25 protein-coding genes and 2 pseudogenes are annotated in these 21,230 nt (G+C 70.9%); 13 read left to right on the top strand and 14 right to left on the bottom strand.

Annotated elements, in window-relative coordinates:
- Positions 1-16: 16 nt before the first annotated feature.
- The 6 genes and pseudogenes from AC07B0_RS03685 to AC07B0_RS03660 form a co-directional block, all read right to left on the bottom strand.
- The gene (locus AC07B0_RS03685) at positions 17-421 is read right to left on the bottom strand and encodes a DUF5133 domain-containing protein (protein WP_469382509.1); all 405 of its coding nucleotides are present in this window, start codon (positions 419-421) and stop codon (positions 17-19) included.
- Between the two features lie 233 nt (positions 422-654).
- Complete coding sequence (locus tag AC07B0_RS03680) at positions 655-1,062, bottom strand: STAS domain-containing protein (protein WP_478896525.1); 408 nt, start codon at positions 1,060-1,062, stop codon at positions 655-657.
- A 131-nt stretch (positions 1,063-1,193) separates the two neighbouring features.
- Positions 1,194-2,927 (bottom strand): aa3-type cytochrome oxidase subunit I, encoded by a 1,734-nt coding sequence (gene ctaD, locus AC07B0_RS03675; RefSeq protein WP_478896523.1) that lies wholly within the window; start codon positions 2,925-2,927, stop codon positions 1,194-1,196.
- A 14-nt stretch (positions 2,928-2,941) separates the two neighbouring features.
- Positions 2,942-3,241: pseudogene (locus AC07B0_RS03670) on the bottom strand (methyltransferase); the annotation flags it as partial.
- 174 nt (positions 3,242-3,415) lie between these two features.
- On the bottom strand, positions 3,416-3,685 hold the full coding sequence (locus AC07B0_RS03665) for an RNA polymerase subunit sigma-70 (RefSeq protein ID WP_478896521.1): 270 nt from the start codon (positions 3,683-3,685) through the stop codon (positions 3,416-3,418).
- Between the two features lie 45 nt (positions 3,686-3,730).
- Positions 3,731-6,406, bottom strand: coding sequence for an NACHT domain-containing protein (locus AC07B0_RS03660; protein ID WP_478896519.1), 2,676 nt, complete (start codon positions 6,404-6,406; stop codon positions 3,731-3,733).
- Between the two features lie 378 nt (positions 6,407-6,784).
- Between AC07B0_RS03660 and AC07B0_RS03655 the strand changes: the two genes are divergently transcribed.
- The 3 genes from AC07B0_RS03655 (at position 6,785) to AC07B0_RS03645 (ending at position 9,093) form a co-directional block, all read left to right on the top strand.
- The gene (locus AC07B0_RS03655) at positions 6,785-7,081 is read left to right on the top strand and encodes a hypothetical protein (protein ID WP_478864911.1); all 297 of its coding nucleotides are present in this window, start codon (positions 6,785-6,787) and stop codon (positions 7,079-7,081) included.
- 114 nt (positions 7,082-7,195) lie between these two features.
- A complete protein-coding gene (locus AC07B0_RS03650; protein ID WP_478896517.1) occupies positions 7,196-7,870 on the top strand; it encodes a hypothetical protein in 675 nt (224 codons plus the stop codon).
- Positions 7,871-7,986: 116 nt separating this feature from the next.
- Positions 7,987-9,093, top strand: a complete 1,107-nt coding sequence (locus tag AC07B0_RS03645) for a hypothetical protein (RefSeq protein ID WP_478896515.1) — start codon at positions 7,987-7,989, stop codon at positions 9,091-9,093.
- On the opposite strand, the gene AC07B0_RS03640 is transcribed toward AC07B0_RS03645, so the two are convergent.
- The gene (locus AC07B0_RS03640) at positions 9,052-9,777 is read right to left on the bottom strand and encodes a DUF4386 domain-containing protein (RefSeq protein WP_478896513.1); all 726 of its coding nucleotides are present in this window, start codon (positions 9,775-9,777) and stop codon (positions 9,052-9,054) included. The two genes, AC07B0_RS03645 and AC07B0_RS03640, sit on opposite strands and share 42 nt — an antisense overlap.
- A gap of 117 nt (positions 9,778-9,894) precedes the next feature.
- On the opposite strand from AC07B0_RS03640, the gene AC07B0_RS03635 reads away from it, so the two are divergent.
- Together AC07B0_RS03635 and AC07B0_RS03630 are read left to right on the top strand one after the other, a co-directional pair.
- Positions 9,895-10,578, top strand: a complete 684-nt coding sequence (locus AC07B0_RS03635) for a TetR/AcrR family transcriptional regulator (protein ID WP_478896511.1) — start codon at positions 9,895-9,897, stop codon at positions 10,576-10,578.
- 116 nt (positions 10,579-10,694) lie between these two features.
- Positions 10,695-10,880: pseudogene (locus AC07B0_RS03630) on the top strand (GNAT family N-acetyltransferase); the annotation flags it as partial.
- A gap of 26 nt (positions 10,881-10,906) precedes the next feature.
- Here AC07B0_RS03630 and AC07B0_RS03625 read toward each other — a convergent pair.
- From AC07B0_RS03625 to AC07B0_RS03615, 3 genes are all read right to left on the bottom strand, one after another.
- Positions 10,907-11,605, bottom strand: coding sequence for a DUF4232 domain-containing protein (locus tag AC07B0_RS03625; protein WP_356880800.1), 699 nt, complete (start codon positions 11,603-11,605; stop codon positions 10,907-10,909).
- Between the two features lie 371 nt (positions 11,606-11,976).
- Positions 11,977-12,762, bottom strand: coding sequence for a hypothetical protein (locus AC07B0_RS03620; RefSeq protein ID WP_469382519.1), 786 nt, complete (start codon positions 12,760-12,762; stop codon positions 11,977-11,979).
- Positions 12,763-12,940: 178 nt separating this feature from the next.
- The gene (locus tag AC07B0_RS03615; protein WP_469382520.1) at positions 12,941-13,300 is read right to left on the bottom strand and encodes a MerR family transcriptional regulator; all 360 of its coding nucleotides are present in this window, start codon (positions 13,298-13,300) and stop codon (positions 12,941-12,943) included.
- Positions 13,301-13,359: 59 nt separating this feature from the next.
- On the opposite strand from AC07B0_RS03615, the gene AC07B0_RS03610 reads away from it, so the two are divergent.
- Together AC07B0_RS03610 and AC07B0_RS03605 are read left to right on the top strand one after the other, a co-directional pair.
- Positions 13,360-13,689, top strand: a complete 330-nt coding sequence (locus AC07B0_RS03610) for a putative quinol monooxygenase (protein ID WP_478896509.1) — start codon at positions 13,360-13,362, stop codon at positions 13,687-13,689.
- A gap of 289 nt (positions 13,690-13,978) precedes the next feature.
- The gene (locus tag AC07B0_RS03605; RefSeq protein ID WP_469382522.1) at positions 13,979-14,710 is read left to right on the top strand and encodes an SDR family NAD(P)-dependent oxidoreductase; all 732 of its coding nucleotides are present in this window, start codon (positions 13,979-13,981) and stop codon (positions 14,708-14,710) included.
- 110 nt (positions 14,711-14,820) lie between these two features.
- Here AC07B0_RS03605 and AC07B0_RS03600 read toward each other — a convergent pair whose 3' ends face one another.
- From AC07B0_RS03600 to AC07B0_RS03585, 4 genes are all read right to left on the bottom strand, one after another.
- On the bottom strand, positions 14,821-15,198 hold the full coding sequence (locus tag AC07B0_RS03600; RefSeq protein ID WP_469382523.1) for a toxin Doc: 378 nt from the start codon (positions 15,196-15,198) through the stop codon (positions 14,821-14,823).
- Between the two features lie 4 nt (positions 15,199-15,202).
- Complete coding sequence (locus tag AC07B0_RS03595; RefSeq protein ID WP_356880812.1) at positions 15,203-15,454, bottom strand: antitoxin MazE7; 252 nt, start codon at positions 15,452-15,454, stop codon at positions 15,203-15,205.
- A 149-nt stretch (positions 15,455-15,603) separates the two neighbouring features.
- Entirely contained in the window at positions 15,604-15,852 is a 249-nt protein-coding gene (locus AC07B0_RS03590) for a helix-turn-helix domain-containing protein (protein WP_356880814.1), read from the bottom strand.
- A complete protein-coding gene (locus AC07B0_RS03585; RefSeq protein WP_467298638.1) occupies positions 15,852-16,343 on the bottom strand; it encodes a DUF2975 domain-containing protein in 492 nt (163 codons plus the stop codon). The genes AC07B0_RS03590 and AC07B0_RS03585 overlap by 1 nt, the downstream gene beginning before the upstream one ends.
- A gap of 281 nt (positions 16,344-16,624) precedes the next feature.
- On the opposite strand from AC07B0_RS03585, the gene AC07B0_RS03580 reads away from it, so the two are divergent.
- The 6 genes from AC07B0_RS03580 (at position 16,625) to AC07B0_RS03555 (ending at position 21,224) form a co-directional block, all read left to right on the top strand.
- Positions 16,625-17,104 (top strand): protein kilB, encoded by a 480-nt coding sequence (locus AC07B0_RS03580; RefSeq protein ID WP_469382524.1) that lies wholly within the window; start codon positions 16,625-16,627, stop codon positions 17,102-17,104.
- Between the two features lie 293 nt (positions 17,105-17,397).
- On the top strand, positions 17,398-17,796 hold the full coding sequence (locus AC07B0_RS03575) for a hypothetical protein (protein ID WP_478896506.1): 399 nt from the start codon (positions 17,398-17,400) through the stop codon (positions 17,794-17,796).
- A 421-nt stretch (positions 17,797-18,217) separates the two neighbouring features.
- The gene (locus tag AC07B0_RS03570; RefSeq protein WP_478896504.1) at positions 18,218-18,622 is read left to right on the top strand and encodes an aggregation-promoting factor C-terminal-like domain-containing protein; all 405 of its coding nucleotides are present in this window, start codon (positions 18,218-18,220) and stop codon (positions 18,620-18,622) included.
- Positions 18,623-18,853: 231 nt separating this feature from the next.
- A complete protein-coding gene (locus AC07B0_RS03565; RefSeq protein ID WP_469384435.1) occupies positions 18,854-19,813 on the top strand; it encodes a helix-turn-helix transcriptional regulator in 960 nt (319 codons plus the stop codon).
- A gap of 88 nt (positions 19,814-19,901) precedes the next feature.
- The gene (locus tag AC07B0_RS03560; protein ID WP_356880623.1) at positions 19,902-20,255 is read left to right on the top strand and encodes a VOC family protein; all 354 of its coding nucleotides are present in this window, start codon (positions 19,902-19,904) and stop codon (positions 20,253-20,255) included.
- Between the two features lie 204 nt (positions 20,256-20,459).
- Positions 20,460-21,224: a hypothetical protein gene (locus AC07B0_RS03555; protein WP_469384436.1), complete on the top strand. Its 765-nt coding sequence runs from the start codon at positions 20,460-20,462 to the stop codon at positions 21,222-21,224.
- Positions 21,225-21,230 lie beyond the last annotated feature (6 nt).

The following is a 21,230-nucleotide window of genomic DNA, read 5'->3' as shown; positions in this document are numbered from 1 at the left end:
ACAGGCTGTGGTCCGTTCAAATCTCTGCGTACTGGACCGCTTCGTGCAGCGCGGCGGGGGCGCTGGGCCGGCCCATGAGGACGCACAGGGTGAACAGGGTGTCTTCGAAGGCGCGGCGTGCGTCGTGGTCGGTCGGGGTGGCGGTCAGGCGCAGGCGGGCTTCGAAGAACCGGCCGAGGGCCTGTTCGGCGTCCGACTGGAGCGGGAGCAGGGGCGGGCGGTCGGCTCGGGGCGCGGTGTCCGCGCTGCGGGCGGCGTGGACGGCCTGGCGCAGGGCCCGCTCCGTACGGACGGGTACGGGTACGCCGCGTGAGGCGTCGGACAGCGCGGCGGCGAGGACGGCCTCCGGCAGGCCGGCCCGCGCGGCAGCGGCGGACAGGATGCGCTCGGCCTCGCGGGCCGGGGCCGGGGTGGTCGCCATCAGCGTTCCCACCGCCCACGAAACAGCCTGGTCAGCCCGTACCGGCACGGCGGAGGTGCCGACGGCCCGGGAGGCGCGGCGGGGGCCGGCTTCACGGCCGGGCCGCCTCTTCCGGATCTTGCCGGTTGGGCCGGTGCCGGGCGGCACCGGCCCGGCACGATCCGGAGGAGACGGCCTGGGGGCCGGGGGGGTCGATGCGGTCATGGCGGTCACTGGCTTTCGGGCGGACACGTTCAGGTGAGCAGGGAGCGGGTGGCGGTGAGGTGGAAGAGCCGCTCGACGGGTCGGCTGGCGGCCGTCACCCGCAGGCTGCGCCCGGCCCGCAGGGCGGCGAGGCGTGCGGTCAGCAGGGCGTTCAGGCCTGCGCAGTCACAGAAGGTGACGCTCCGCATGTCGACGAGGAGGGTGCAGCGGTGGGAGGTCAGGGCGATCAGCAGGATTTCGCGCAGGGCCGCCGCGTTGTGGAAGTCGATCTCGCCGCTCACGCACGCGCGGACCGGCAGCCCCGACATCGCGGGGGTGATGCCGATCTCAAGGATGTCGGCCACTACGGCCTCGGGGGCCTCCGGGGCCGCTGCGGCCGCTGCGGCCTCTGCGGCCTCTGCGGCCTCGCAGTGATCGTCGCGCACCATCGTGGTCATGTTTGCCTCCCCACACGCTCTGGGGCCAGCTGCCTTTGGCTTCCATCAGCATCGTCGGCACCCGGCGGACGTACGTCAAGAATCACCCGGAAATCAGGACGTACGTACGAAACCGGCTCCTCGCTCTCCCGCTACTGCCCGGGGGTGCCGCTGCCGGATCCGGGGGTTTCCCGGTTGCCGGGATCGTCGAGCGCGTCGCGCTTGCCCTCACCGCCCGCCTTGTCCAGTGCGGTGATCTCCGGGTAGTGCAGGTCGAAGGCCGGGCATTCCGAGCGGATGCGCGGCAGGGTGAGGAAATTGTGCCGGGGCGGCGGGCAGGACGTGGCCCACTCCAGCGAGCGGCCGAATCCCCACGGGTCGTCGACGGTGACCTTGGGAGCGGTCGTCGCCGTCTTCCACACGTTGTAGAGGAACGGGAGGGTGGACAGGCCCAGCAGGAACGCGCCGATGGTCGAGAGCGTGTTGAGGGCGGTGAATCCGTCAGCGCTCAGGTAGTCGGCGTAGCGGCGGGGCATGCCTTCGGCGCCGAGCCAGTGCTGGACGAGGAAGGTGGTGTGGAAACCGATGAACAGGGTCCAGAAGTGGATCTTCCCCAGGCGCTCGTCGAGCATGGTGCCGGCCATCTTCGGCCACCAGAAGTAGAAGCCGGCGAACGTCGCGAAGACGACGGTGCCGAAGACCACGTAGTGGAAGTGCGCGACCACGAAGTAGGAGTCGGTGACCTGGAAGTCCATCGGAGGGGAAGCCAGGATGATGCCGGTCAGCCCTCCGAACAGGAAGGTGACCAGGAATCCGACGGACCACAACATCGGCGTCTCGAACGAGATCGAGCCCTGCCACATCGTGCCGATCCAGTTGAAGAACTTCACGCCCGTGGGCACCGCGATCAGGAACGTCATGAACGAGAAGAACGGCAGGAGGACCGCCCCGGTGGCGAACATGTGGTGCGCCCAGACGGTGACGGACAAGCCCGCGATCGCGATCGTGGCGCCCACGAGGCCGAGGTAGCCGAACAGGGGTTTACGGGAGAAGACCGGGAAGATCTCGGTGACGATGCCGAAGAACGGCAGGGCGATGATGTAGACCTCCGGGTGCCCGAAGAACCAGAACAGGTGCTGCCACAGCAGGGCACCGCCGTTGGACGGGTCGAAGACGTGGGCACCGAACTTGCGGTCCGCCTCCAGCACGAGCAGGGCGGCCGCCAGCACGGGGAACGCGAACAGGACGAGAACCGACGTGAGCAGGACGTTCCAGGTGAAGATCGGCATCCGGAACATGGTCATGCCCGGACCGCGCATGCAGATGATCGTGGTGACGAAGTTGACCGCGCCGAGGATCGTGCCGAACCCGGACAACGCCAGCCCCATGATCCACATGTCACCGCCGATGGACGGGGTGCGCTGGATGTTGCTGAGGGGCGTGTACGCGGTCCAGCCGAAGTCGGCCGCGCCCTGCGGGGTGAGAAGGCTCCCCACGACGATCAGCCCACCGAAGAGGAACAGCCAGAACGACAGCATGTTCAGCCGGGGGAACGCCACGTCGGGCGCCCCGATCTGCAACGGCATGATCGCGTTGGCGAACCCGGCGAAGGTCGGCGTCGCGAAGAAGAGCAGCATGATCGTGCCGTGCAGGGTGAAGATCTGGTTGTACTGCTCGTTGGAGACGATCTGCATCCCCGGCCGGGCCAGCTCGGCCCGCAGCAGCAACGCCATGACGCCGCCGATGAGGAAGAAGCCGAACGAGGCGATCAGGTAGAGGTGGCCGATCTTCTTGTGGTCCGTCGTCGTCAGCCACGACACGAGCAGCCGGCCCGGGGTCCGGGCCGGGACCGGGACCGGTGTCACCGGTTCGGTCGACGTCACCATGCCGCACCTGCGGTGACGCGGTGGTCGCCGCGCAGCCCGTGCTCCAGCAGGTACTCGAACTGCATGTGGCCGAGCGCCAGCCAGCGCTCATGGCTTCGGCTGCCGACGGCGGCCTGCGGACCGCGGGCGGCGTCGGCAGCCATCACGGCCCGGTAGTAGGACACGTGATCCCTGTGTTCGAGCCGCAGCCAGCCGTCCCGGGCCGACCGCAGCAGATACGGGCCGACCCGTTCGGGATGGCGCAGGGCGTAGCCGACGCGGTGGGTGAGTGCGGCACGGTTCGTCGAGAGCGAAGCAGGGGTCTTCTGGGGCATCTGGGTCCACCGTCCGAGAGAAGCGGGGCAACGCGTGCGAAGGAGAGCCGGAGAGGGGGCCTCGGCTCTTCGGTCCGCTCTCGGACAAGCGTGACCTGGAAGACGGCGATCCTCGATGATTGCGGCTACGCCGGAAAGGTGGTGTCCCGTGTCCGCCGCCCCGTCGGGACCTCGTTACTTCTTCGACGTGCGGCTGACGCCGGACGCGATCTGGGAGACGCGCGGGCCGGAGATGCCGAGGGCCTTGGCCACCTCGGCGAGGGACTGGGTGGCACGCAGCTCGACGACGGCTGCCTGCCGGGTCGCGCGGAGTTCGGCCTGGAGAGCGGGGACGGCGTCGAGGACGGTTCCGATGGCGCGGGCCCGCTCGGCGGGGTCCGGGATGGCCGCGAGGTCCGCGATCACGGAGCGGATGGCATCGACGGCGGGAGAGGACTCGCTCATGGATTTAAGGATACCCCTAGCGAGGGCGGACAGGACCGCCCCTCGTCACGGCCGCGGGGTGATGCGCGGCAGCAGTTGCTCGACGTGCGTGTTCAGGTGCAGTTGGAGCAGGCGGTGCGGGAAGAAGAACCCGCTGTCGGTACGGAAGAGCAGCACCCGTTCCTCCGCCGTGTGCAGGAACCGCCGGTAGCGGTACGGGGTGCGTCCCCGGTGGGCGAGGATCGCGCGGATCGTCCAGTGCCGCAGGACGGCCAGGCCGCCGAACCGGAATCCGCGCACCACAGCGAACAGGACGCCCAGCAGGGCGGCGACGAAGGCGGCGCGGCGCAGGTCGTGGCCCGGTGTCGCCAGGCCGACCAACACCATCAGGCCGACGACGGCCACGGCCAGCCCGGCGAAGCCATGGGCCACGGAGAACCGGACCGTACGGCGCATGCCCTCGTTGGGGCGGGGGCGGCGGTCCTGGAGCGACGGCTCGAACTGGTTGCCGATGAGGTAGACGACACCGAGCAGTGCGGCCGCGACCGGGGCCATCCATCCCGGCTCGGGGCACAGCAGGTGGACGACGTAACCGAGCAGGGCCTCGATGGCGACCCACATGAACAGCGCCAACGCCCCCCGCACGATGTGGAACTTGACCTTGGAGTAGATCATCCGTTCACTGCGCCGCCAGGTCCACCGCATCTGCTCCACCGGCTGGAAGACGTCCGTCAAGGAGCCTTCTATCTGCGTGGCCGTGACCCACAGGTACGCGAGCGCCACCACCACCGGTCCCGGTGCCGTCAGGTCGACGTGTCCCACGTAGACCATGAGGTACACCATGACGACCATCAGAGGGCCGGTGGCGGCCACGGGCCCCAGAACGGCTCCCCGGTCACGGTCGTCGCGGTCGTGATGGCCGTCCGCCGCGCCGCCTCCGCCCCTTCTCCCAGCTCCCCCGGCTCCGTCGGCCTCATCGGCCTCGTCGGCCTTGAGGGTGCGGGTCTCCGAGTGGTAGGCCGTCACCGCGCAGGTGGCCGCCATGGCGGTGGCGAGCGCCGCCGCGCCGGCGACGCTGGCCTCCAGCACTCCGGCGTGCACGGCCGCGGCCACCCACAGGACGGGCAGTCCCAGCGCGCAGACCGACATGGCGAGGTTCGGAACGATCCTGGGGAGCAGTTGTTCCGTGCGGGACAGCCAGCCGAGGTCGAGCCGGTCCAGATAGAGCACGTGTTCCTGCCGCTCGGTGAGGGTCCGTGCGAGCCAGGTCAGCCAGGTCAGCGTCCGCTCCGGGGAGTCGTCCGGCCGGGGGCGCTCGCGCAGCAGGCACTCGCGCACGTACGCGTCGAAGATCCGGCCGCGGCGCTCGGCCGGGCTGCCCGGGCGGCGCAGGTCGTCGGCGGACCTGTGGCGGTAGGTGACGCGGATGAACCCGAGCATCATCGGGGAGCGGAGCAGTTGCCAGAGGTCCGGGTCCTCCTCCAGGGCGACGTGCACGTCCGCCAGGGCCTGCCGGTCGGCGGTGAGGAACTCCTGGACGTCCTGCCGGCTCGGCGGCTGGATCTCCACGTAGCGCAGGGCCCTGAGGTCGAAGGCGAGGCGGCGCAGATCGGCCTCGTCCGTGCGGCAGCCGACGGCCATGCCGGGGCAGATCCGGCGCAGGCGTCGCAGTTCCGCGACGCACTTGGAACGGTCCGCCTCGGGGACCTCGTCCAGGCCGTCCAGTACGGGGAGCAGGCGGTGTTCGCTCAGCCAGGTCCGCACCAGGATCCCGGAGATCCCGGTGTACTGCCGCCCCATCGCGGTGACCAGCCATTCCTCGAACGGCTCACCGCGGTAGGTGTCCAGGCGCAGGTAGACGGGGACGTGGAGGGGTTCCGCTTCGTCGGTTCCCTCCAAGGCCTCCACGGCCAGCCGGTGGGCGAGCCTGGCGAGTTGGGTGGTCTTGCCCATGCCGGGCCGGCCGAGCAGCACGAGGTCGTCGGTGTCCTCGAAGAGCGTACGGATGTTCGTCACCGGCGTCGGCGCAGCCACCGGCTCGGCCCGGCGGGCCCGCCTCCCCCTGCGGCCGCGCCCGGGGCCGGCGTCCTCGCGCACGGTGAGAATCGTGTACCTCGGCTGGAGGTAGAGGTGGGCCTCCGCGCGTCCCCATTCGACGGCGGTCCGGTCGCGGACCTGCTTGACCAGACGGCGGCGCAGGCGTACCGCGGCGCTGTCCCGGCGGACCCGGCGGGGCCAGGTGAGTACGAGGACGACCCAGGCGAGGACGGCCCGCACGGACCGGCGGACCGGGTAGCGACGCAGGCCCCCGTCGGGGCCGGTGCCGGTCCCCGGGGAGTGCGGCGGCTCCGCGGCCCCGGGCTCCGGGGGCGGTATCCGCTGCGCTCGGTCCCCCTCCGCGTTCCCGTCCTCGTGCCGATGCCCGCCCGCGTGCCCGTCCGCGGCTTCGTCCGCGGAGTCGTCTTCGACGCCGGGCAGCGGCGGAACCGGTTCCGGTGTCTCCTCGGTGGCCGCCGACTCCTGCGCGGCCGCGGCCCGGTGCCAGCGGGGTTCCCACTCGGCAGGGTCCCCGCGCAGCGCGGTGACCATGGACAGGAACGGGATCAGCTGCGGCCGCCGCTTGCCCGAGAAGGCCTCCGAGACGTACGACCGGCTGAGGTGGGCCGCATCGGCGAGTGCCGTCACGGTGGGCCGTTCGGCCGGATCGAGCGCCTCGTACAGCTCGTCGTGGACCCGACTCATGAGCGTTGCCCAGGGACGTAACTCCGGCGGGGCCGCTGCCGGGTCGGGGCGCTGGGGGCCCCGTGGCCGGAAGCCGGCAGATGCTGTCATCCGTTCTCCTCGTTCACGAGCCGTTCATCGGCGTTCACTCGTTCACGGCTGCCGGTCGTCCCTGGTGGGAGGGGGTGCGGCGGGCGTAGAACCGTACTCGTCGGAGTCGCCGGCCCCGTCCTGCGCGGTCGGCACCGGGCCGCCGGGCCCACCCCGAAGCACTCATCTTGGCCATCGGAACGACGCGTGTACGGCCAACCGCCAGGTTCGAAGCATTTGTTGGCGGATCAGCCGAATCCCGCGCGTCCGTGGGCCACCGTCCGCTCCCTGTCGCACGAGGAGTCCTCCATGACCTCCCCATCCCGCCTTCTGACCTCCCTCGGCGGCCTGTTGACGGCTGCCGTGGGCGTACTGGCCCGCGCCCCCTGGTGGGTGATCGCGGGCCTGGCGTTCGCCGGGCTGTTGGTGCTGCGGGCCGAGGCGCTGGTGAACGCGCGCAACGAGGCGCGCCGCGGGCACCACGAGGACCGTCTCCTGGGCCAGGTGCCCCGGAGGCAGGCCCTCGCGTACCTGCGGGAGGTCAGGCGCGACCGCTCCGCGCCGGAGCCGATGTCCGACGCGGAAGGCGACACGGGAGCGAGGTGACGGGGGGCGCCGGTCGGGCTTGCGGCGTCGTGGTCCTAGGCTGGTCAGAGGGGGCGCGCGCCGGCTGTGCCACTTCGCCGGTCATCGCGCTTCGCCGCGGGGGAGGAAAAGCACATGCGCCGTCATCTCCGGTTCTTCACGGTGCTCTCGGTTTTTGCCGTCGCCGTCGGCGGCGGTCTCGTGTTCGACTCGTTCTCATCAGGAGCGTTGAGCATGGCCGAGATGAGGGAGGCGCTGCCGCGTGGGAAGGACATCGCCGGTTACCAAGTAGCGGCTGTCGAAGAGGAGTACACCGACCGTCCGTCGGCCGACCGCCCCTGCGGCAAGGTGTCGGTGGCCATCGCTTCGGCTGGGCGTGTGCCTGAGGCCTCGGCCCAGGTGGTTCTGGTCCCCCGAGGGCCAAGCGGTCACGAGCAGGTGGTCAAGTCCTACAGCTTCTCCGAGGACGACGCGGTGCGGGTGATGAAGAGAATCAGGGCGGCGATCGCGGACTGTGCGCATTACAACGCCTGGTACGCGGACCTCTACACCCGCCACGGTCTCAAGCCGGCGCGGTCGCCGTACCAGGTGGGGGACGACACGTTCAGCTACCGCCGGCTCGATCCGCCGGCCGGGGACAAGGACGCGGGAGGGGCCCCGGTCCCGCTGGGGCCGGGACCGCTTCAGGAGCCCGGCAAGACGATCACCCTCGTGCGCACCGGCGGCGTGATCAGCCAGTACCCGGACCCCGTTCCGGAAGCGGTGGCCGAAGACCTCGACCGACGCTTCCGCCGGGCCCTGACCGACTGACAGCGGACATCGCCGCGGCGTGGCCCTCGAATTCACCCCGCGCGCGGAAGAAAAACGCCTTGGCCGGTTCGCCGCGGAGCTGCGACGATGCCCTCCTTATCGCTAGCGGAGGGCATTTGTTCGTTTTCGTGTGTGCTGGGTGCGGCGCCAGGCTGACCGTCCCGCTGTCCCAGGTCGCACTGCCGGCCCATGCACATCAGAAGTACGGGAACGGGATCCAACTCCCGGTGCTCATGGAGTCGGGCACGTTCGCCGTGGAACCGGAGCCTTGGGGGCCGCCGTGGCGGCGGTGGGACGAGATCGGTCCGGACGAGGCGGCGGCCCGAGGCATTTGCGCTCCGGTCTATGCCGTGTCCGACGGGTGGCCCGGCAGCGTCGTCATCGCTCCGGGGGATGCGCGCGGCACCGTGCTCGTGCCGGAGGAAGGCGGCGGCTACTGCTGCGGCCTCGACTGGGGTGACCGCCCCAACATGGCCTGCGAGGCGTGCGGTCTGGCCGTGGCGAGCCGGATCGACGACTGCTCCCTCTGGCAGGCGGTATGGCTCGCGCCGGACGCCGTGCGTCCCGTCCCCGTCGACAACGCCGGTCCCGCGATGCTCTCTTGGGCGGAAGTGCTGGCGGAGGGAAGGGCCACGCCCCCGGTCGCGCCGATCACCACGTGGGGCTCGCTGCTCGGGCTGGACCACTGGTGGTCATGGAACCCGCAGTGGGAGGCAGCCGCCGGCCAGGCCCTGGCCCATCTGCTGGCCGCCTCGGACGGTCGGCCAGTGACCGTCCCGCTGGGTCTGACCGCGCAGGTCTTCCAACGCGCCCTCGACGCCCTGCTGCCCGCGGGCCGGCGCGCACGGCGGGCCGTCCTGGCCGGACCGGGGCTGTCCGAGCCCGAGGCGCCCGCCGACATCATCCTCGTACCGATCCACCCGCAGACGGGGCGACCCTGGAGCCCGGCCGGCCCGGACTCATCGGCATATCCCGTACCGCTGCCGTTCGGCGTGTGGATGTCGTTGGCCTTCCCCGTACGAGACCTGCGCCTCCCCGCCTCGGGAACCCTGCCCGACGGCGTGCTCCGCGACGACCCGCCCGCACCGCGCCCCCATCGCCTGTTCCGGGCCGACCCGGAGACCTTCCGGCACACGCTGGTCCGGTTGCCGGCCGCTCGCAGCCCGTGGCTGCGCGAGATCCTAGAGAACCTCACGCACCACATGCGCGTTGGAATTTTCTAGTGCCGTGGCCGGAAAGGTTTGCCGGGACGGGGCGTCCGGGCCGGGACCGAACCCCCTGACGATCAGCCAGCCGGCCAGCCCCAGCTCCCAGGCGAACACCGGGAGCGCGGCGGCCGCCCCCGCCACGGAGAGCTGCGCGTAGGCCCCGAACATCACGGCGACGGCCGAGGCGCAGATCAGCGGCCCGCCGACGAGCCCGAGCACGGCGATGAAGCGCGGGACGAGCCGTGCGCGGTACGCCAGGTACGCGAGCAGGACGGTGTTCAGTCCGAGGGCGATGTTGGGCCCGAGCAGGAACGTCCAGTCGCGCACGGCCGCCAGCGCGACGTCGGCGCCGTCCGGCGCTCCCGCCTCCCGCCGCAGGGTGACGAGCGCCAGGACGGCGACGATCCCGAGGGCGATGACGGCCGCCTCCAGCAGCCGCCCGAAGGCGTACCCGAGCGCGAGCCCCTCGCCGTGGCGACGCAGGACGGGGAACAGCGCCGCCCCGGTGCCGGCCACCGCCACCACCAGCACCACCTCGCACAACACCCCGAGCAGCGCCCACGTGTCGGCGCCCTGCACGAGCCGGCCGTCCGCCGCGCCCAGCAGGGGGCGGTACAGAACCGTCCCGGCTATCGCGGCGGCCTCGGTCAGCAGGAACAGCGACCCGGCGGCCACCGCGGTTCTCCGGTCCGGACTCATCTTCTCGGTACCTCTCACTCGAAGGCGGTGTACGCCGTACACCTGGCGGCGATCCTAGGTGTACGGCGTACACTCGTCAAGGAAAGGGCGCTGCCGAGAAGAAGGGGCCGGACCGGAATGACCCGGCAGGAAACCACGCACACGCCACGGATCCCCCTGAACAGGGACCGGGTCCTGCGCGCCGCCGTCGCGCTCGCCGACGCCACCGGCATCGACGCGCTCAGCATGCGAAGGCTCGCGCAGGAGCTGGACGTCGTACCGATGGCGCTCTACAAGCACGTGGCCAACAAGGAGGAGCTGCTCGACGGCATGGCCGACGCCGTCATCGAGGAGATCGACCCGCCGGCCGCGGGCCCCGACTGGCGGCACGTGGTCCGCGGGCGGATCCTCTCGGCCCGACGGGTCCTGCTGCGCCACCCCTGGGCGGCCCGGGTCATCGAGTCGCGGACCGGGCCCACCCCGGCCGTGCTGGCGTACCTGGACTCGATGGCCGGGAGCTTCCGCGAAGGCGGCCTCTCCGCCGACCTCACGCACCACGTCATGCACGCCATGGGCAGCCGCCTGCTCGGCTTCAGCCAGGAACTGTTCGCCACCTCGGCCCCCTCCGGCCCGCCCGACCCCGGGCTGGCGGCGCGCTACCCGCACATCGCGGAACTCGCCGCGACGGCCGCGCACGACGGGGGTTCCACGGTCGGTGGCGGCTGCGACGACCAGTACGAGTTCGAATTCGCCCTGGACCTCCTCCTGGACGGCTTCGAAAACCTCCGCCGCCAGGGCTGGACGTCCTCCCGGAAGGCGTAGCAGGCGCGTTGGACGGGGACCGGCGGAGCTCCGAGCGCGGGAAGGAGACCCGGCCGGGGCGCCTCTTTCGACATATCCGCTCGACACCATGACGTCGACTGCGTTGGCTGTACGTCATGCCAGAACTGAGTACCGATCGTCTCCTGCTCCGCCGGTGGCGGGAGTCCGACCTCGAACCGTGGGCAGCCATGAACACCGACCCCGAAGTCCGGGAACACCTGGGTGAACTGCTGACGCGGGAGCAGAGCCATGCGGCGATGGCACTCATGCGCGCCGAGTTCGACGGGCGGGGCTTCGGGTGGCGGTTGACGCGTACGGCATGGGCCGGTCAGCCGCCCTGGCCGGCGCTTCCGATCGGGCCGACCTTGACCGGGGTGCCGGGGCCCTCCGTGACGGGCAGCGTCGCGGCGCCCGGCCAGGCGAGGGTGACGGACTTCGTCTCGTCCGGCGGGGTCACGACCAGCCCCGTGATGCGGACGCCCGAGCCGCCCGACGTGTTGAGCGGGTAGGTGACTCCGAAGGAGATCGTCGCCCCGCTCTTGAGCACGGCCGGGCCGGGATGCTCGCCCGTGCGCTGTGCGGACAGCGACCCCGAGCTGGTCTTCAGGTCTACGCCCGCGTACTCGGAGAGCGTGCAGTCCCGGCCGCCGCGGTTCTTCAGCTGGACCGCGACCGTACCGTCGGTGTCGCCGCCGACGGTGGCGTCGATCGCCGTGATCTCCAGGTCGTCAGTACGGCACTTGGCGTCCTTGCCGTTCTTGCCGTCCTTGCCGTTCCCGGCGGAGCCGGTCCCGGCGGCCGTACCCTTCCCGTTGGAACCCGTCCCGGCAGAGTCCTTGCCGCCCGCCTGAGCCGGACCCCCCGGGCTCGAACCGCCCGACGCGGACGGGGCGGACGCGGACGGCGACGCGGTGGACGCGGACGACGCACCTCCTTGAGCCGCACCGGCGTCGCCGTTCTGGCACGCCGTCAGCGAGAGACCGGCGGCAACGGCCAGGGCTGCGAAGGTGAGCTGGTGAACGCGCATCGTGGCTTCCTCGGAATCGGTTGGCAGGACCGGCCGCTCGGGTCGGTACGAACGAGCCTTCTGATCACCAAGACCCGTCCGGATGGTGAACCGTTCCGCCCGACCGCGGCTTCATACTTTCCTGTTACACACAGCCGACCACGACGCGCCCGACCGCCGGACACACCACGCCGGACGAAGCCGCCTACCAGCCAGTAGTAAGGTTCCCGCCACCCCGCACAACTGTTCCCGGCCCCCCGGCCGCTGATACAGAACCGCGACCAAGCGGATCTTGACCGCGCGGGCCGTCAACGGGCCGAGGCTGGTACGGGCCCTCAGCACCGGCCGCCCGCGGAGCGGTCGCGGCGTCGCGCAGAACTGCTGTACGGCGGTCAGCGCAGTTCGCGTAGCCGCTGTACCTGACGGGCCATGAGCTCGGCCGGGAACTCCATGGTTTCCGCGGAGGGGGACGGGGCCAGCTCGAATTCGGCGATCACCGAGCCGATCCGCACCACCGTCACCTTGTGGATGGTGCGGACCTCCTTCACGTCGGGGTTGATGTCACTGACATCGGTCCAGGACGTCAGAGTGAAGGCGACCGCCTCGTCGCCGTGCGCGGGCGCGCCGACCGGGGCAAGAACGGTACGTGTCCCGCCGGCGGCGCCGGGCGTCCGGTAGTCCCGGCAGTCCGGCAATGCCTGACGGAGTCGGCTGAACTCCGCTGCGGCCGAGGCCGGTTCGGAGTGAGCGGTGAGCACGGTGGTGCCGTTCCACTCGAGGTTCTCCCGGCTGGCGAACGTCTGGATCACCGTCGTGGGCCACGGCCCTTCCCCGTACCGGTCGACGACCGGCACACAAGCGGGATCGCCGACCGTCTTGGCGGCTGCCTTCGGCTGGCGCTCGTACACCTTCTTCTCGCTCGACCCGGCGGGAGCGGTCTCGCCCTCCGGCAGGGCCGCCGTGAGCAGTTCGGCGGCGTCGAGCCGCCGGGAGGTGAGGGGCGGCTGCGTCGACGACGAGCCGTCGGCCGAGGCGGAAGGCGTGGCCCCGCGCCCCTTCGGCGTCGCGCTACCGGCAGGGCCCGCGGCGGTGCATCCCGCACTCAGCAGCGCTGCCACCAGCAGCGTCGCGACCGCCGCGACCGCTCCGCCATCCGGTCTGCCACCTGTGATGTTCACGCACACTCCCCTGGCGAGTCAGCTCTGTCCCGGATGTGACCAGGACGGATGGCCGAAGGTTGTACCGGCCGGGTACAGGGCCGTGCCCGTGGCCGCTGGGAGCCGCCCTGGGCGACTTTCCGGCTGCGCACGACGGGGGCCGCGATGGCCGCGGACCCGCGGTGCTGGGGGTGGCGGGTCAGGCGCGCGCCGGTGCGTGGGTCTGGGTGGCAGAGATGAGCCCGGCCAGTGAGGTGCGGGTTTCCGCCAGCGCTGCGATCCGGTCGTCCAGACCCTGGAGGTGTTTCTGGAGGGTCTCCAGCTGACAGTCGGCGACCGTACCGTCCTGGTGAACGCACGGCAGGAGATCGCGGATGACCCGGGTCGGAAGGCCGGCGTCGAGCAGTGCGCGGATGCGGCGGACCGCGGCGGGGGCAGCGTCGTCGTAGCGGCGGTGGCCGCTGTCGAGACGGTAGGACGTCAGGAGGCCCTGCTCCTCGTAGTAGCGCAGGAGCCGCACGGACGTGTCCGTTGCTGCGGCGAGCTCACCGATCTTCATGTGGCGCCCCTCACAATCCCTTGAACCTCACATTGATGTGAGATCTTAGCGTGAGGGTCATGACGAACACGGAACACCCCATTCCCCTCTACGGTTTCCTTCGCCCCCGGCCGGAGCGCGCCGACGAGGTCCGCCGCATCCTCTCCTCCTTCGTGGAACCCACCCGGCAAGAGCCCGGCAACTTGCAGTACCACCTGCACGAGCACGAGGACGGCCGGTTCTTCCTGTACGAGGTCTGGCGCTCACAGGAAGACCTGGACCGGCACAACGCGACGCCCCCTCTGCGCGCCTTCCTGGAGAACCTGTCGACCTTCCTGGAGGAAGCCCCGGACGGCTACTTCGACACCATGCTCAGCCCGTATCCCGGGGCGGAACCGGCGGCCGCCTGAGAATGCGTCGACTGGCGGGAGCAAGGGCAGGATCCGTTCCGGGGCCGCCCGCGTTCCCCGGTACCGCGCTTCGAGATCGGTTCGCGCGGGGCGGACCCGTCGTCGCGGTGTGGCGGGCGGGTGACCCGCCCGCAGCCACGGCCGTGCCGACACGCCCGCCCGCTGTCCGCCGCCGACCATTGGCCCTGCGCTTCCCCGTCCCCGCAGCTGTCAGGAGCTCCTCGTGCCGGTGAGAGCACGGGGTGGCGGCGAGGTCCAGGTGTAGAACGTCGATGGAGTAGGGAACGTCATGCTGCTGGAGAACAAGACCGCCATCGTCTACGGCGGGGCCGGAGCGATCGGTTCCGCGGTCGCCCGCGTCTTTGCCGGCGAAGGCGCCGCGGTCCACTTGGCCGGGCGCACCCTCGCACCCCTGGAGGAACTGGCCGGCGCCATCGCCGAATCCGGGGGACGCGTCGAGTTCGCCACGCTCGACGCGACCGACCGCGCCGCGGTCGAGCAACATGCCGATGCCGTCGCCCGGCACTCCGGGGGGATCGACATCGCCTTCAACGCCACTTCCAACGACGACCTGCACGGCACCCCGCTGGTCGACATGGCCGACGAGGACGTACTGCGTCCCGTCATCAAGGCGGTCACCACCCATTTGACCCTGGCCACCGCCGTCGCCCGCCACATGATCCCCCGCCACACCGGGGTGATCCTGGCCATGGGTGGCGGCCGAGAGGCCATCCCCGGCCTCGGCGGCTCGCACATCGCCTGGTCCGCGCTCTCCGGTCTGTGCCGCCAGCTCGCCGGCGAGCTCGGCCCGCACGGCATCCGGTCGGCCTGGCTGCTCTCCCCCGGCTCCCCCGACCCGTCGAACCCGCCCGAGGAAGACCCCGAGGCGACCGCGACCCTGCTCCACCGCCGGCCCCGTCTCGAAGACGTCGCCTACGCCGCGGCCTTCCTCGCCTCCGACCGCGCGCCGACCATGACCGCCACGGAGTTCAATGTCACCGGCGGCGCCGTCATCGACTGAACGCGGGCGCCGAGCCGACCCCGGCGATCCGTTCGATCGGCACCTGTCGGTGACCGAGGCGCGGGCGGCGGGCTTCGGGCTTGGGCTTGGGGCTTCGGGGCAGTGCGACCTCAGGCGAGCTGGAAGGATCGCAATCGGTCCGCGATGCCGTACGAGTCGAGGCGCAGGGCACGGATGTCGTTGATGAGGTCGCGCCACTGCTCGTACTCGGCATCGACCCGCTTCCCCGAAGCCTCCAGATAGGCGAGGGCGATGCCGTAGCCGTACGCCTCGTTCCGGGCCGGCAGCGGGCGCAGGAGAACGCACTCCTCCAGGAAGACGGCCGCACGCCAGAAGGCGTCCGGGTCCGCCTGGTCGAGGCGGGGGGTGTTGACCCGGTGCCGGGCGGCCATGCCGACCAGGGCGGAGAGGTCGTTGACGGTCAGGTCGGAGCGGAGGATGTCCTCCTGGCGGTCCAGGAGCCATCGGTAGTCGACGAGCAGTTCCACCGGTTCAGGCCGCCTGCGGGGTCGCGTGGGCGGCGGCCGGCGGCAGCGGACCGAAGTCGGCGTCGAAGCGGTCCAGGATGCCGGGCGCGGCGATGGCCCGCCGGAACGCGGCCGTGGCGGTGCCGAGCAGCTTCTCGTGCTCCTTCTCCGCGGCCACCTTGGCGAGGTAGTCCTTCATGGACATGCCCTCGTCGTCGGCCAGGGCTTTGAGGCGGTCCCGGGTGGTGTCGTCGATCTTCACGCTGGTATCTGCCATGTCTTCGAGTATGCCCGTCGGCATACCGCACTGACTACCGGTTCGAGGATTACGGCTCTGACCAGCGATTACGTAGCCGAGAAGCCTCCGGATCACGTGCGCTCGCCATGCCGCAGGCAGGCCCCGGGGCCCTTCCGTCCCGGCCCACGTCAGCCGGCCTGGGCGCCCGCGGCGCCCTCGGCCTTCGCGGCGTCCTCGGCCTCCCAGCGCAGCAGGTCGCCCGGCTGGCAGTCGAGCACCTCGCAGAGCGCGGCGAGCGTCGCGAAGCGCACCGCCTTGGCGCGGCCGTTCTTGAGTACGGCCAGGTTGGCGGGTGTGATCCCCACGCGGTCCGCGAGCTCGCCCACGGACATCTTCCGCCTGGCCAGCATCACGTCGATGTCGACGGCGATCGGCATCAAATGACCTCGTCCAGCTCGGCCTGCATCTGCGCGGCTTCGACGTCGCGCGCGACAGCCTGGGCGAGCAGCATCCTCAGCACGAACACGATGAGCGCGACCCCCAGGATGGCCAGGCCGACGCCGCCCATGATGACGGTGACACCCGGATCTTCCCGCTGGCCCGGCGCGTTGAGGGCCGTGACCACGAACCACATGAGGGCGGCCGACACGATCGCGCCGATCACGAAGTCCACGTACCGGAAGGCGGCGTGGGAGAAAACCGTTCCGCGTCGCACCATCGTCACCAGCCGCCATACACAGACCAGGGCGACCTGGGCCGACCCCATGCCCAGGATCGTGATCACGCGCAGGGGGGTCAGCGGGAGCGATCCGTCCTCGGGGTCGCCCCCGCTGACCAACACCCACACCATCGATGCCTGGACGAACACCGTGCCGACCAACACCACCGCGAGCACGGCACGCAACGCACGCACTGCCAGCTTTCCCATGACCCATCCTTCAATCGACTTACGATGGGAATCTATCGAATGTCGATAGGTTCGGCAAGGGTGGCTTCGGATCGAACACCAGGTGCTTCACCTGCGCTCTTGGGCTCCTGGGCTCCTGGACTCCCCGTCGAGGCCGTCGGGGAGTCCAGCGTTTCGTAGCCTGACCCCCGTACGACACGCGGGACTTGACCGCGTGCGGAGGACGGTCACGTCACGAGGCCGCCCCGCCCGCGCACCTGGCCACCCGATGATCCATCGCCGACCGAGAGGACATTCGACCCATGTGGTCTTCCATAGTCGCCGTAGTAGGCACCCTGGCGGGCGTCCTGGCCGCCGGCCTCCTCCAGCACCGCGCCGCCCGTACCGCCCGCGCCGAGGACCGTGCCGATGCCCGCCGCCAGGAGAAGCTCGCCGCGGTGACGGATCTCGCCGCCGCCCTGGACGCCCACCGGTCAGCGATGTTCCACCGGGAACGCCTGGCCATGACCGACACTCCCGACGGCGCCGCCGACCCCGACGCGCGACTGGCCGCGCAGACGACTTCTCACGACACCCGCACGGCGATCACCGCGCCCCTGGTCCGGCTCCAAGTACTCGTTCCCGAACTCACCACGCCCGCCCAGAGCGCCGCCGAAGCCACGTACGCCCTGCGCACCGCCAGCACCACCCCCGAGCTGCACGCCCTGCGCCAGGCTGCGAAGGCCGCATCCGCCACCTTCGTCACTGCGGCCGCCGCGCTGCTCACCCCCGACCACCACTGAACGCTCACGGGGCATCCGGGCCGACCCCCGCTGGGCAGAGGCTCGAGGTCGGCCTTGGCTTCCTCGGCCCGACACAGCCCCTCGGCTGCACCCTTTCGCGCAGAACCATTCCCCGCGCGCCGCCGCCTGGATCACCGGCTCGAGGTGACCGTGCTCCAGCAGGAGTCCTGCTCTTCCCGGTGGAAGGCCGTCCGGGCGAACGGCGGGCGTGTGTGACGCAGCGGAACGGGCGTGCCGGACACAGTGGCCCGGGGCCGGCTTCGGCCTCGTCCCTCCAGGAAGAGGAGAATCCGGTGTCGGCGGACAAGACGACGGGCGCGGAGCTCGCGGCGCAGCTGCTCCAAGGCGTCAGCGATGAGCACATGCGGGCGGCCACCCGGCTCCTGGGTTCCCATCAGGGCGGGCTATGGCTCCGGCGCTTCGCCGAGGACGGGGAACTCGAGGACGCTGCGGGACGGCAGCTGATCGCCCGTACCGGCGGGATCGACTGGGACGCGCTCGCCCGGCTGATGCGTACCCCGGGGTGGTCGAACCGAGCCACCAGCAGCGAGGCCGCCGTGCTGGAGGTCGCGGTCTCCTTGGCGGGCGACTGCGCCGTCAATCTCCGGCAGGTCCTCCACGTCGTCGACGACGCGGAGTTCCAGCTCTTGCTGCGGGCGCTCGGCGAGGCCATGCACGGCGAAGGCGGCTGAGTCCGTCGCCGAAAGAAGGAGAACGCCGTCGCCAGACGCCTGATGCCACCACGGTGTCGAACCTTCAAAGCGGTATATCCAGTGACGTTCGGTGAGATTCGGGCGGCTCCGGGGTGAGCCGCCCCATAGGACCCACGTCACATACGACCTGGGGTAGTAGGCCTCGCAGACCGGTACGGTGCCCCGTCACCGGGGCTCCGGACCGTACCCCCCTGACGGGCCGGGGGTCCCCGGCTGCGAGGGCGGGTAGTAAGCGGGCTCGTTGCCAGGCGGGTGGGGCATCGGTAGAACTGGATGTGTCGCCGGGCGGCCCGGGTGCTTCACTCACCTGCCGCTGACGAACCCCTCTCCACCGCGTGAAGGGATCACGCATGCCTCAGGCATGCCGCGACCGCCCTTGTCCCCTGTGGAAGGTTCCCCTGTGCCGAACGCTGTCATCCGCCGCATCGCCGCCTCGAAGAAGACCCTCGCGGGCACCGTCGTCGCCCTCGGCGTCGCCGGCTCGATGCTCGCCACGGTTCCCGCCCAGGCGGCCCCGACGAGCGCCAAAGCGATCGCCCAGCAGATGATCAAGGACCCGGCGCAGTTCGCGGCGTTCAACAACATCGTTTCCCGCGAGAGCGGCTGGAACCACACCGCCACGAACTCCTCCTCGGGCGCCTACGGCCTGGTCCAGGCCCTGCCGGCCTCGAAGATGTCCTCCGCCGGTTCCGACTGGAAGACCAACCCCGCCACCCAGATCAAGTGGGGCCTGGACTACATGAACTCCCGCTACGGCAGCCCCGTCGGCGCCTGGAACTTCTGGCAGACCCACCACTGGTACTAAGCCACCAGCGGACCCGAGAACACACCGCGAGACGCCCGGCCGGGACACCCCCGCCGGGCGTCTTCGCGTACCCCGGGACAGCGGAGGCCGACCCGCGGATCGCGAAGGCTCCGAAACCGCGTTCCCCGTCACCAGTGCCGCGAACTGCGACCGACCTGCTGCGGTCGGATGGCACCACATTCAGACCCTTCAAGGACACAGACTGTCCTCTGACCCGGTCATAGTGGGGCCATGACCAGCGACATGACGGCTCGGACGCTGCGACTGCTGTCCCTGCTACAGACCCGCCGCGAGTGGTCCGGCGACGACCTCGCCGACCGCCTTCAGGTGACCGTCCGCACCGTGCGCCGCGACATCGACCGCCTGCGCGACCTGGGCTACCCCGTCGACAGCACCCGCGGCCACGCCGGCGGCTACCGGCTCGCCGCCGGCACCGACCTGCCGCCACTCCTCCTCGACGACGACGAAGCCGTGGCCATCGCCGTCGCCCTGCGCACCGCGGCCGGCGGCCTGAGGGGCATCGAGGAGACCGCCCTGCGCGCCCTCGCCAAACTCGAACAGGTCTTGCCCCGCCGCCTGCGCACGCGGGTCACCGCGCTCCAGCAGTCGATGAGCGGAATCGTCTGGGAGACCCGCGGCCCGCGCGCCGACCCCGCCCTCCTGTCCACCCTCGCCGTCACCTGCCGTGATCACGAGATCGTCACCTTCGACTACACCACCCGCACCGGCACGACCGCTCCACGCCGGGTCGAACCGCAGCACCTCGTCGCCTCCGGCGACCTGTGGTACCTCCTGGCCCACGACACCGGCAGGGACGACTGGCGCGTCTTCCGACTGGACCGCATCACCGGCGTCACGGTCACCGGCCATCGCGTCCCCGCCCGCGCCCTGCCCGGTGACGACCCTGCCGCCTACGTCGCCGAGAAGCTCTCCGAAGCCCCCACCCGTCACCGCGCCGTCGCCACCGTCCGGGCGTCCGCGGACCACGTCCGCACCCACACCCGTTACCTGACCGCCCGCATCCGCCCCGTCGACGAAGCCACCTGTGTCGTCGACGCCTCGGACGACTCCCTCACCCGCATCGCCCGGACACTGGCCTGCCTCACCGCCGACTACGCCCTCGACGCCGACCCCGACGTCCTCGACCACCTCCGCGCCACCGCCCGCCGCACCCTGCACGCCACCGGCTGACGACCCCCGGCAGGCTCGACGACGACACCGAGCGCGCACCACGTCGCACGTCTCCCCCGCCCGGCCGCGGTGCTGGCACGATGGCGGCATGGAACGTGTGCTGGGAATCGGTGGGTACTTCATGCGGGCGGCGGACCCGGCGGCCCTGGGCGCGTGGTATCGCGAATGTCTGGGCCTGGACGCCGACGAGAACGGCCTGTGGCGTCAGGAAGCCGGGATGACGGTGTTCGCGACGTTCGAGTCCGACACCGACTACTTCGGGTCCCGCGCCCAGCGGACCATGCTCAACTTCCGTGTCCGTGACCTGGATGCGATGCTCGCGCAATTGCGCGCCAAGGGAGCGGACGTGGCAGGCGAGACCGAAGACATGGAGGGCGTCGGCCGGTTCGGCTGGGTCACCGACCCCGAGGGCAATCGCGTCGAACTGTGGCAGCCCGCCTGACGGCGGTTCCGGGGGTTGGAACCCATGACGCTGCCGCTCCCCGTACTGAGGCCGGCGGCAGGCGGCCGTGCACCATTCAACTAAGCCCGGCCGCCCGAGATGCGCCGGATTTTCGGCAGTGGGAGTCTGGCGGTACTGGGGTGACCCGTCCGCGACACAATCCCACCGGGTCGGGTCGGGCCGCGAGATCCGTGAGGTCCTGAGATGAAGCTTGGACGCGCCGCCGCCATTGCAGTCCTGCTGACCCCGATCGCCTTTGCGGGCACGACGGGGACGGCAGTGGCGGCAGATCCCCGCATCATCGTTCTCGCCGGGACCCTGGAGGTGTCTTCCCCGGAGATCAGCGGCAGCGGGAAAGCCGTCTACCGTTTCAACCGAACGGCATTCCTCGACACCGGTCACCCGAGAGAGCTGGTCACGGTATCGGCGTGCGCCGGCGGGGAGGCCAGGGGTGAACTGCGCGTCTCCGTGGGGCGCCAGGGCTCCGAGGCGATTTGGGTCCGGCCGACGCTGAGGCTCTTCGAAGGCAGCGACTGCGACAACATGGACCTCGACGGAGCCGACGAGGACGTGAGGCGCCTCGTGTTCGCGGGTAAGACGGGCAGCTGGTCCTTGTTGGCGGTGAGCAATGAGTACGTCAAAGTCGATACCGCCAAGGCCTTCTTCACCGTGACGCACAGAACACCTGAAACCGACCGGCCCACAGCACCCTCAGGCGTGGTGGCCGGTCGGCCCCTGGATTCTCGGCACGTTGCCGTGACATGGCAGGACGAAGCCACCAACGAAACGGGCTACGAGGTCACCGAGACCTACACCCACTACACCAAGGCCCTGCCACCGAACAGCACAGGTTGGGTGTACACCATCCCCGGACCCACGGGGCCCAAGCGATGCTTCCAGGTCCGGGCTGTTGGCGCCCAAGGCCCGTCAGCCTGGACGCCTGTGAACCCGTCAGCGGAGTGTGGGTGACGGCGG

This window comes from Streptomyces sp. NPDC044704, assembly GCF_056433525.1.
The sequence above is the reverse complement of the archived record's forward strand: the minus strand, read 5'-3'. Positions and strand labels throughout refer to the sequence as shown.